Below are 11,655 nucleotides of genomic sequence, written 5' to 3'. Positions count from 1 at the left end.
GACACGACCGCGCCAGAAACTCTAGGTATCACGCTGCTAGTGTGCGCGTAGAGTAAAGCGATCTGGAGACATAAAGAATGCTACGCAGACTTCCCTACACTACTTCCTAAACAGCCTGATACACGGCTTATTCTAGTAGGCGAAAACAGATATAGGAATAGATACCTTGGTACTACTTTTGGGCAGTACCAAGGTATCTCAGCATTAGGTGGGACTGTCTATTTAGGCAGTCTCAGTAATTTCGCGCTTGACCCAGCTCATCATGTTGCGAAGGTCTGCACCAACAGCTTCAATCTGGTGGTTCTGTACCTGCGCACGCAGTTCCTCTAGCTCCTTGTTTCCATTCTCGACGTTCGTCATAAGCCGCTTTACGAAAGTACCGTCTTGGATTTCTTTCAGTACCTGGCGCATAGCTTCGCGAGAGGCGTCTCCCACAACACGGGGGCCAGACAGGTAGCCACCGAATTCAGCAGTGTCGGAGATGGAATAGTTCATATTGGTAAGGCCGCCCTCGTAGATGAGGTCAACGATGAGCTTCGTCTCGTGCATGCACTCGAAAAATGCCATTTCGGGGGCGTATCCGGCCTCAACGAGAGTTTCGAACCCCATCATAATGAGAGTTTCCATACCACCGCAGAGCACTGCCTGCTCACCGAAGAGATCTGTTTCGGTTTCTTCGCGGAAGGTTGTCTTAATGACACCTGCGCGGGTACCACCAATACCCTTTGCGTAGGAGAGGGCAAGAGCCTGGCCTTCGCCGGTAGGATCCTGCTCAACCGCAATGAGGCAGGGCACGCCGTGTCCTTCCACAAACTGACGACGAACGAGGTGGCCGGGCCCCTTAGGAGCACACATGGCAACGGTGACGTACTCCGGAACCTCAATGAGTTTGAAGTGAATATTCAAACCGTGTGCAAAGAAGAGGGCGTCGCCTTCCTGCAGATAGGGCTTAATGTCATTATTAAAAATTTGTGCCTGAGAAGTATCCGGGGCAAGCATCATAATGGTGTCTGCCCATTGTGCAGCCTCTGCATTGGTCATAACTTTGAGACCCTGCTCTTCTGCCTTGGCAATGGACTTGGATCCCTCGCGCAGACCAATGACAACGTCAACGCCGGAGTCACGCAAGCTTAGAGCATGTGCATGGCCTTGAGAACCGTAACCGATAATGGCAACCTTACGGCTCTGGATGATGGAAAGATCAGCGTCGTCTGAATAGAAAGTTTCGACTGCCATGGGTGGAGTCTCCTTTTACTGTGTCTTCATGTGGAGTCATACAAGCCATTGACCTATATGTTGTGTTAATCAGTGTAGCGTTGCCAGGAAGCCTTAGTCAGCGGGTAGCTGTCATTGACTTCGGGCCGCGGCCAAGAGTGATCGTGCCCGACTGCACAATCTCTCGAATTCCAAAAGGATCTAAGACTCGCAATAATGCGTCTATTTTGTCTTTGGTACCAGTAGCTTCCAGCGTCACAGACTCTGGAGCCACGTCAATTACTTTGGCGCGGAAAAGTTCTGCTGTTTGCACAACCTGGATGCGGTTACTCGCATCGCATCGAACTTTGATAAGGATGAGCTCCCGGGATACGGAAGCATCAGCATCCTGTTCGACAATCTTCAACACGTTAATGAGCTTATTGAGCTGCTTCGTTACCTGTTCAAGGGGAAGTCTGTCGACGGCCGTAACAATAGTCATCCGGGATACTCCCTCAACCTCTGTCGGACCGACCGCAAGAGATTGAATATTGAAACCTCGGCGCGCGAATAAGCCAGCGACACGGGTTAGCACGCCAGGCTTATCTTCCACCAGGATACTCAAAGTATGTGTCGTAGTCATGGTTAGATGGTGTCCCTTCTGGCCTGATCCTCATCGACGAGCGGATATATTCCCTTGAGCATCATGATTTCACTGTTACTAGTACCAGCAGGCACCATTGGCCATACTTGAGCATCCTTGGCAACAACAAACTCGATAACAACTGGGCGGTCGTTAATCTTACGGGCTTTTTCGATAGTTGGAACGATATCCTCTTCAGTTTCTACGCGAAAAGCAGCGCACCCAAGAGCTTCCGCCAACATAACGAAATCGGGGATACGACGTGTATGCGTCTCCAAGGTGGTCTGGGAATAACGCTCGTCATAGAAGAGCGTCTGCCACTGACGCACCATTCCGAGGCTGTCATTATTGATGAGGGCAACTTTAATGGGGAAATTATTTAGTGCGCAGGTCGCTAGTTCCTGATTCGTCATCTGGAAACAACCATCGCCGTCGATTGCCCATACTTCCTTATCTGGGTTACCAGCTTGAGCCCCCATGGCGGCAGGAATTGCGTATCCCATTGTGCCAAGACCACCGGAGTTTAACCAGGTACGGGGTTCTTCAAAGTCGATAAGCTGTGACGACCACATTTGGTGTTGTCCCACGCCAGAAACATAAATGGCGTCTGATCCGACAATGTTAGAGAGGGTCTCAATGACATACTGAGGAGACAAGTGTCCTTCTTCGTCTAGGGCCTTGTCGTACTTAATGGTGTAACGTTCACGTAATTCATCGAGATAGTCCACCCAGGCACGAATGTCACCAACAATATTCTCGGAAGGATCCGATTTCATCGTATTAATAAGTGCCGTTATTACTTCATGCGCATCGCCCACAATGGGGATATCGACAGTGACATTTTTACCAATCTCTGCCGGATCGATATCTGCATGAATAACTTGCGCATGCGGGGCAAAGTACTCAAGATTACCTGTTACGCGATCATCAAAGCGAGTACCGAGTGCAATGATGAGGTCACTTTTTTGCAATGCGGCAACAGCTGGGATGGTACCGTGCATTCCCGCCATACCGTAGTTCAGTGGGTGACTCTGCGGAAATGCATCCATACCCATAAGTGTGCAGGTCACAGGAATATCCGTGAGGGCTACCAGATCGAGCAGATCCTGCGAGGCATTGGCGTTAATAATGCCTCCGCCAATAAGGAAAACTGGTTTGTGGGCTTTCGCAATAAGACGAGCTGCTTCACGTATTTGTTTGCCGTGTGGCTTCGTCACTGGATGGTAACCTGGCAGATCAATAGCTGGCGGCCATGAGAATGTTGTCTCCTGGTTCATCGCCGATTTCGTAATATCGACGAGCACTGCGCCGGGCCGACCAGTTTGGGCAATATAAAAAGCCTCTGCCAATACTTGTGGGATAGTAGAGGCGTCTTTGACAAGGAAATTATGCTTTGTCACTGGAATGGCGATGCCAGAAATATCTGCTTCTTGGAAAGCATCAGTACCAATGCACGATTCTCCCACCTGCCCAGTAATGGCCACCATGGGGACAGAGTCCATTTGTGCATCAGCCAGTGCCGTTACCAGGTTAGTAGCAGCGGGACCAGACGTCACCATGCAAACGCCAACTCGCCCAGTGGATCGTGCATAGCCTTCGGCTGCGTGGCCAGCCCCTTGCTCGTGACGAACAAGTACGTGGTTAATAAAAGTGCTGTCGTAGAGCGGATCATAGACGGGAAGAATTGCGCCACCTGGAAGTCCAAATACGGTGTCTGCGCCAAGTTCCTCGAGAGAGCGAATGACAGACTTTGCGCCTGTGCATTTCTCTGGACCTATGCCGCGGTTACTGCTGGTTGCGTGTGCTGCTTCAGCGGGTGTGGGAATAGTGCCACGCCCTGGCTGGCGAGCTTGTGGTGCGCTCACATCAGTTCCTTCAGGTGACGGGCAGAGGCTACGCCTCCGCGTGAGATGGTAATAAAAAACCCTCGCCAGTGTGACTGTGCGAGGGGCATTTAGCTTCTCCGTGATCCGGTAGCGTTAACCGGGTCTAGCATAAACGCCGACCGCGAATACGTACAGATACTAGGACTTGAAGCATGACTTGATACTACGGTACAAATCTCATAATGTCAACTAATATAGTCACTATATGAGATCGAATACTCAAATTTCGATGTCGCAATGTTAATGGCACATGACCCATACAGAAAGGCTTCACAATGCCTCAGCTTCGATCTGCCCAATCAACACGTGGTCGTAATGCCGCAGGAGCGCGCGCACTCTGGCGTGCCACTGGTGTCAAAGATTCTGACTTCGGTAAACCAATTATTGCTATCGCCAACTCATACACGGATTTTGTCCCCGGACACGTACACCTCAAATACGTCGGCGATATTGTCAAAAAAGCCGTCGAAGAGGCTGGTGGAATAGCGAAAGAGTTTAACACCATTGCCATCGATGACGGCATAGCAATGGGCCACAACGGCATGCTCTATTCCCTCCCCAGCCGCGAAATCATTGCCGACTCCGTGGAATACATGTGCAATGCACACACCGCCGACGCCCTCGTCTGCATCTCCAACTGCGACAAAATTACCCCCGGCATGCTGAACGCTGCACTGCGCCTCAACATCCCCACAGTTTTTGTGTCCGGCGGCCCTATGGAAGCCGGTGGCGCCGTCGTCGTCGATGGTGTCGCCCGCAAAGGCTCAGACCTTATCACCGCCATCTCCGCAAGCGCTTCCGATAAAACAGATGACGATGCACTTCTTAAAGTTGAACAAACCGCCTGTCCTACCTGCGGTTCCTGCTCAGGCATGTTCACTGCCAACTCCATGAACTGCCTGACAGAAGCCCTTGGCTTATCCCTGCCCGGTAATGGTTCTACTCTTGCCACCCATAAAGCCCGCAAGGCGCTTTTTGAACGCGCCGGAAAACTCATTGTGGAATTAGCCAACCGCTACTACCACGATAATGACGAGTCCGTTCTCCCCCGCTCTATTGCCACTCGCGAAGCATTCTGCAACGCTATGACCCTCGATATAGCCATGGGCGGATCCACCAACACTGTGCTGCATATTCTTGCCGCTGCACAAGAAGGTAATGTGAACTTCACACTGGATGACATTGACGCTATCTCGCGCCGCGTACCGTGCCTTTCCAAAGTGGCCCCTAACTCCGATTTCTACATGGAGGACTTCCACCGTGCTGGTGGTATTCCAGCACTACTCGGCGAACTTAACCGTGCTGGCCTCTTAAACACCACTGTTCACTCTGTACACTCTGCGGACTTTGCACACTATCTGGCCGATTGGGACATTCGCGGCGGTTCCGCCACCGATGAAGCTATAGAGCTCTACCATGCTGCTCCCGGTGGAGTACGCACCACACAGCCCTTCTCCACCGATAATCGTTGGGATAGTCTTGATCTTGACGCTGAAAACGGATGCATTCGTGATAGCGCCCACGCCTACACCAAGGAAGGTGGGCTCTGTGTCCTCCGCGGCAATATCGCCGAAGACGGTGCCATTCTTAAAACTGCCGGCATCAGTGAAGATCAATTCCACTTCGAGGGATCTGCGCGCGTCGTCGAAAGCCAAGAAGAGGCTGTTAACGTCATCTTAAATAAGACACTACAGCCGGGGGAAGTTCTTTTCGTCACCTATGAAGGACCTTCTGGTGGCCCCGGTATGCAAGAAATGCTGCATCCTACTGCCTTCATTAAAGGCGTTGGTTTAGGGAAGAAATGTGCCCTGGTCACAGATGGTCGTTTCTCAGGAGGATCCTCCGGCCTTTCCATCGGACACGTCTCTCCTGAAGCAGCCCACGGTGGCGCTATTGGACTTGTCCACGATGGTGACCCCATCTATATCGATGTTGCTGAACGTAAGATCGAATTGCGTGTTAGTGCAGAAGAACTGAAAAAGCGTCGTACTGAAGAGAACACCCGTGAGCACCCCTGGACTCCTCATAAAGATCGTTCTCGAGAAGTATCAAAGGCCCTACGCGCTTACGCAAAGATGGCCGCATCGGCAGACCGCGGCGGTGTGCGCGACATCGACTAGCCTTCTCTTTCCTAGTCCTGCCCTCCCTCTATGAAAAGTGTGAGGCCCCACTGTATGGTGGGGCCTCACACTTTTCATAACCTTACGACATTATCGACGAGAGTCTACTAGAAGATAAATCTGTTAGAAGGGGAAACCTTGCGTATTAAAAATTGCCCACACAATGGGAGCTGACGCGATACCAACAATGAACCACACAATGGCACCCCATTTAGGTCGTGTCGCCCAGCCCCATCGTCCATCCACTGACCACCGGCCCGACCCGGCAAAAATAACCGCTGCAGACATTGCCGCAATAAGGGTAATCAGCTCATACGGTCCCTTATAAAGAGCGAGAAAAGCACCCTCACCCAATGCTAAATGCGTAAGCGTCGCCATGCCCATCACACCTAAGATCACCGACGCTCCCGCTGGCGCAAAAAGCCCCAAAATAACGATGATGCCGCTCACAAGTTCTGCCACACCAGCACCTATCGCAAATATCTCAGTGTGATTAGTGAAGCCGACAGACCGTAGCAGGTCCTCAGTTGCACTAATGGAACCGCCAAAAAGACCAAAGAGTTTATCCGCACCATGCATGGCCATAATGACACCGAGAGTTACTCGCAGGAGGAAAAGGCCCCAATCAACCGTCCCCCATCCTTTTGACTTATCGTCCTCGTTATCGTCTTTTTCCTGGCCATCATGTACATCTTCCAGAAGTTCGTCACTATCTGAAAGGTCACTACTATCCAGAGGCTCGCTACTAGCAGCATCTTCAACTGACGAAGAAGACACGCTCACGGGGGCAGCAGGGGCAACAGAAACAGGAATGTCAGCTACGGCAGTCTCCGCTGATTCCATAACAGCTGTCTCTGCTGGGTCAATGTAAACATTGTCATCGAATACCCCAGAGGAAGTATCCTCACCAGGTAAAACAGTATCGATAAACGTTGTTTCAGCATCTTCTGCGGCGGTATAGGCCAGAGGCTGCTCCATCTCTGGCATCTCACTCGCAGTGTCCTCACTATCGAAGATTCCCACAGCTGTGGCATCGTCGTCATCCGTCGACTGCGCTTCGCTTTCACTGTCTGCAGTAATACTTTCCTGATCTGCAGCAGAAATAGTGTCGATGTCGTCTAATAAACCATCCAGGACGACATCATCGTCACTAACTGGCTGCATCTGTTGGGGAACAGTATCATCCGACGAATCGCGCGAGGCAGTATCTTCGCTGATATCCTCGCCAGTATCTTCGTTGAGCACAGGTTCCTCATTAAACGCAGGCTCAGAGTTAGGAACAGAAGTTGTATCGTCGCTCATGCGTCCAGAATAACGGGAGAATTTATGAAAATGCAGAACATCCCAGGTGAGTCGCTAAGAGCACACTCCTGGGATGTTCTACGTAAGAAAGTTATGAGCACATTTCAATGATGATTTCGCGTACTCGTGCAGCATCTGCCTGGCCGCGAGTAGCTTTCATCACTGCACCGATAATGGCACCGGCTGCCTGTACTTTGCCACTGCGAATCTTATCGGCAATATCAGGCTGAGCGGCAAGAGCTTCCTCCACTGCGCTGCGAAGCGCCGAATCATCGGAGACAACGGCCAGTCCACGTTTTTCGACGACTTCAGCAGGTTCACCCTCGCCGTCGAGGACAGCATCAACAACCTGGCGGGCCAGCTTATTGGTGAGCTTGCCTTCCGCGACCATGCTAATAACTTCTGCCAGCTGTTTCGGAGAAATAGCCAGGGCATCAAGTTCTACCTCGCGGTTCTTGGCTTGCTGCGTAAGGTAGGAAACCCACCAGTTACGTGCTTCAGCGGAGGGAGCGCCCGCTTCCACCGTATCGGCAACAAGATCCATAGCACCGGTATTGACGAGGTCTCGGAGTTCCTCATCAGAAAGATTCCACTCTTTCTGCAAACGAGCACGACGCACCCAAGGGAGTTCCGGTAGTGTGGCACGAATATCTTCAACATGCTCACGCGACACGACAACAGGCGCCAAATCAGGATCATTGAAGTAGCGGTAATCAGCAGAGGTTTCTTTCGGACGACCTGCTGCAGTTGCACCAGTAGATTCCAAGAAGTGGCGCGTCTCTAGACGAACTTCTTCACCCGCATCCAGAACGGCTGCCTGACGGCACATTTCGTAGCGGACAGCAGTCTCAATGGACTTTAACGTATTAACGTTCTTTGTCTCTGTACGCGTACCGAACTCGGTGGTACCCACGGGGCGGAGAGACAAGTTAACATCGGCACGCATGGACCCCTGCGCCATATTGACGTCAGACACCTTCAGCGAGCGAATAACATCACGCAATGCGGTGACGTAAGCGCGAGCTACTTCGGGGGCGCGCTCCCCTGCTCCTTCAATAGGCTTGGTAACAATTTCGATAAGCGGCACGCCGGCACGGTTCATATCGAGGAGAGAGTGTGTAGCACCGTTAATGCGGCCTGTCTCACCACCAATATGGGTCAGTTTGCCGGTGTCTTCCTCCATGTGAGCACGTTCAATATCAACCCGGAAGGGGGTGCCGTCTTCGAGCTGGAACTCCAGATAACCGTCGTAGGCAATGGGCTCGTCATATTGGCTAATCTGATAGTTCTTGGGCTGGTCCGGATAGAAGTAATTCTTTCGAGCAAAACGCGAATAAGAAGCAATCTGGCAGTTTAAGGCCAAACCGATCTTGATAGCCCAGTCCACTGCTTGCTGGTTAACAACGGGGAGTGCGCCAGGTAGTCCCATACATGTGGGGCTAACGTGGGTGTTGGGTTCTGCACCGAAAGCGGTGGGGCTATTGCAGAACATTTTCGTTTCCGTAGAAAGCTCTACGTGAACTTCCAACCCCATAACGGGATCGTACTTCGCGATTACCTCGTCGAAGTCGAGGATGTCATCTACATGGGCGCTTGTCATGGTTCCTAGTTTAGGTGAGAAGAGCAGTTATTGCAGTATCGGCTCAACACACGGTTCCTCGCTGAGAAAGCATGCACTGAACCCGCATTGAGCCGATACTAAGTGATCAGTTATACCACCGCTATGGCACGTTTAGCCGAAGAGGGCTTCCATTTCCCTGTAGCGATCCATGGGGACTCTCTTCGGATGGCCGACTGCCTCATCAAGAGTGATGCGTTCAATCTTGTCATTGCGAACCGCGACCACTTTTCCAAAGTCGCCCTCGGCAACGGCATGGACAGCATTAACACCAAAACGAGTACCCAGAACGCGGTCAAAAGCAGTAGGGGTACCACCACGCTGAATATGACCAAGTACCGTGGTACGGATATCGCGATCATAGAGGCGAGTACGTAGCTCATCGCCAAGCTGTTGCGTAACGCCCGTATATATTTCGTGCCCGAACTTATCGATACCGCCAGACCGCATTTCCATCGTGCCTTCCTTAGGATGTGCCCCCTCGGCTACCACGCAGATAGCGTAGGATTCACCCATTTGGAAGCGGCGCTCCATAAGCTTGGCAATGCGATCAACATCGAAAGGAACTTCTGGGATAACAACCATGTGTGCGCCTCCGGCCATTCCTGCCTGGAGAGCGATCCATCCGGCGTTGCGTCCCATGACTTCTACCAGCATGACGCGCTGGTGGGACTCCGCAGTGGTATGCAGACGGTCAATAGCATCTGTGGCAATAGATACTGCTGTATCGAAACCAAACGTGTAGTCAGTATTGGCAACGTCATTGTCGATAGTCTTGGGAACACCGACAACATTAATGCCGTTTTCCATCAGCCAACGACCGCCGCGCAAGGTACCGTCTCCACCAATAGGAATGACGGCATCAATTTCATTATCGGCAAGAGTCGCTTTGATATCGTCTATGCGAGATTCCAACTCATGTGGATTCATGCGACCAGTACCTAAAATGGTGCCACCTTGGTCGAGGATCTTGTCGATGCTTTCATTGTCATAAAGCTGAATACGAAAATTGTTGACGAGACCAGTCCAACCGTCTTGGAAACCCACCACTGTAGCGTCGTAGCAGCTGTTAGCAGTGCGAACAACACCGCGAATAACTGCATTTAAGCCCGGGCAGTCACCACCGGCAGTCAGAACACCAATTCGAAGACCCATGTGACTAATCCTTCTCTATTGCCATTTCTTAGAAAAAGTAGCTATAGGTGCAGTGTACCGAGATAAACAAGCGAATACTTAACCGATCCAGCAACAGATTCACCGCACCTACATAGTTTCGCTGATATAAGCCCAGATTACGCCGAAATCCTCCCCTCCGCCTGTATTCCTCAGACGAAGAGGAGGACTCCTCACAAAGTGTTCTCACAGAATATTAGCGTCTAGTGGCAAAAGCTAGCAGAGTGGTCCACGCGCCTTTTCATACGCGGCACCAACCCGATAAAGACGAGCATCCTCCAAAGCTGGAGCCATAATCTGCAGACCCACAGGCATTCCAGAATCCGATGCCAGTCCAGATGGAACGGACATACCACAAATACCTGCCAAGTTCAGAGGCAACGTGTAAAGGTCGAAGAGATACATGGAAAGCGGATCGTCAACTCGCTCTCCCAGCTTGAATGCCGTCTGCGGAGTAGTCGGCGAGATCAACACATCTACCTGCTCATAGGCTTTTTGGAAGTCCTGTGCAATAAGCGTACGAACCTTCTGTGCCTGCGTATAGTACGCATCGTAGTAGCCAGCAGAAAGAGCATACGTACCAATGATGATGCGGCGTTTAACTTCCTTACCAAAACCAGCAGCACGCGTCAGAGACATCACCTCGTCAACCGAATGAGTCCCATCATCGCCCACCCGGAGTCCGTAGCGCATTCCGTCAAAGCGGGCCAGATTAGACGACACTTCAGAGGGAAGAATGAGGTAATAAGCAGCCAATGCGTAGGGGAAGTTCGGGCAAGACACCTCAACGATTTCTGCGCCCAACCCTTGCAGAGTTTCAACTGCCTGACGGAAAGACTCCGCTACTCCAGGTTGACATCCCTCATCAGTGAGGAATTCCTTAATAAGGCCAATCTTCACACCGGAAAGATCTTTATTCTGACCCTCCAATGCGGCATCCACCATATTGGGAATTTCTACCGACAATGATGTGGAATCATGATCATCATGGCCAGCAATAACATTGTGCAGCATGGCCGTATCCAACACGGTACGAGCACACGGACCACCCTGATCCAGGGACGATGCACACGCTACCAGACCATAGCGAGATACTGTGCCATAGGTGGGCTTCACCCCTACCGTGGCGGTAAGAGCTGCCGGCTGACGGATTGAACCACCCGTATCTGTACCAATAGCTAGCGGAGCTTCATAGGAGGCCAACGCCGCAGCGGAACCACCACCAGAACCACCCGGAGTACGCTCCTTATCCCACGGGTTATAGGTGGGACCATACGCAGAGTTTTCCGTAGAAGAACCCATGGCGAACTCATCCATATTGGTCTTACCCAATATGGGGATGCCAGCTTCGCGGAGCTTCTTCACAACAGTCGCATCATACTGTGGGACATAACCCTCCAGAATTTTCGATGCGCATGTTGTCGGTGCATCAACCGTTGTGAAAATATCCTTCAAGGCAAGTGGAACACCCGCTAGCGGAGAAGCCGGTTCCTTACCAGCTGCAACATCCTCATCCACCTTGCGAGCAGTTGCTAAAGCTTCCTCCGCGCCAACATGTAGGAAAGCATGGATATCGCCATCGATTTCTTGAATACGATCCAAGAAGGCTTGCGTTACTGCAACAGATGATAGTTCCCCTGCATGTATACGCTGTGCCAGCGTATATGCATCCATAGAAAGAATAGAATCAGCAGGAACAGTACGAAGATCACTCATTAT

At 51.4% G+C, this 11,655-nt stretch carries 8 protein-coding genes; 1 reads left to right on the top strand and 7 read right to left on the bottom strand.

All coding sequences use genetic code 11. The annotated features are described in order from the left end of the window. Nucleotides 1–222: 222 nt before the first annotated feature. From ilvC to DI579_RS00940, 3 genes are all read right to left on the bottom strand, one after another. Nucleotides 223–1,236 carry a ketol-acid reductoisomerase gene (gene ilvC, locus DI579_RS00950; RefSeq protein WP_290595449.1) on the bottom strand — a complete coding sequence of 338 codons (1,014 nt, stop codon included), beginning with the start codon at nucleotides 1,234–1,236 and terminating at the stop codon, nucleotides 223–225. 97 nt (nucleotides 1,237–1,333) lie between these two features. Next, the gene (gene ilvN / locus DI579_RS00945) at nucleotides 1,334–1,837 is read right to left on the bottom strand and encodes an acetolactate synthase small subunit (protein ID WP_290595450.1); all 504 of its coding nucleotides are present in this window, start codon (nucleotides 1,835–1,837) and stop codon (nucleotides 1,334–1,336) included. A 2-nt stretch (nucleotides 1,838–1,839) separates the two neighbouring features. Then, entirely contained in the window at nucleotides 1,840–3,702 is a 1,863-nt protein-coding gene (locus tag DI579_RS00940; RefSeq protein ID WP_303678556.1) for an acetolactate synthase large subunit, read from the bottom strand. Between the two features lie 296 nt (nucleotides 3,703–3,998). On the opposite strand from DI579_RS00940, the gene ilvD reads away from it, so the two are divergent. Then, nucleotides 3,999–5,843 carry a dihydroxy-acid dehydratase gene (ilvD, locus tag DI579_RS00935; protein ID WP_290595452.1) on the top strand — a complete coding sequence of 615 codons (1,845 nt, stop codon included), beginning with the start codon at nucleotides 3,999–4,001 and terminating at the stop codon, nucleotides 5,841–5,843. Between the two features lie 123 nt (nucleotides 5,844–5,966). On the opposite strand, the gene DI579_RS00930 is transcribed toward ilvD, so the two are convergent. The 4 genes from DI579_RS00930 to gatA form a co-directional block, all read right to left on the bottom strand. Continuing rightward, nucleotides 5,967–7,145: a DoxX family protein gene (locus DI579_RS00930; RefSeq protein WP_290595453.1), complete on the bottom strand. Its 1,179-nt coding sequence runs from the start codon at nucleotides 7,143–7,145 to the stop codon at nucleotides 5,967–5,969. A gap of 91 nt (nucleotides 7,146–7,236) precedes the next feature. Further along, nucleotides 7,237–8,745: an Asp-tRNA(Asn)/Glu-tRNA(Gln) amidotransferase subunit GatB gene (gene gatB / locus DI579_RS00925; RefSeq protein WP_290595454.1), complete on the bottom strand. Its 1,509-nt coding sequence runs from the start codon at nucleotides 8,743–8,745 to the stop codon at nucleotides 7,237–7,239. 132 nt (nucleotides 8,746–8,877) lie between these two features. Further along, a complete protein-coding gene (locus DI579_RS00920; protein WP_303678555.1) occupies nucleotides 8,878–9,918 on the bottom strand; it encodes a 6-phosphofructokinase in 1,041 nt (346 codons plus the stop codon). Between the two features lie 234 nt (nucleotides 9,919–10,152). Further along, nucleotides 10,153–11,652, bottom strand: coding sequence for an Asp-tRNA(Asn)/Glu-tRNA(Gln) amidotransferase subunit GatA (gatA, locus tag DI579_RS00915; protein WP_290595456.1), 1,500 nt, complete (start codon nucleotides 11,650–11,652; stop codon nucleotides 10,153–10,155). Nucleotides 11,653–11,655: the final 3 nt, after the last annotated feature.

This window comes from Lawsonella clevelandensis, from assembly GCF_003241315.1.
GTDB classification, from domain to species: domain Bacteria; phylum Actinomycetota; class Actinomycetes; order Mycobacteriales; family Mycobacteriaceae; genus Lawsonella; species Lawsonella clevelandensis_A.
The sequence above is the reverse complement of the archived record's forward strand: the minus strand, read 5'-3'. Positions and strand labels throughout refer to the sequence as shown.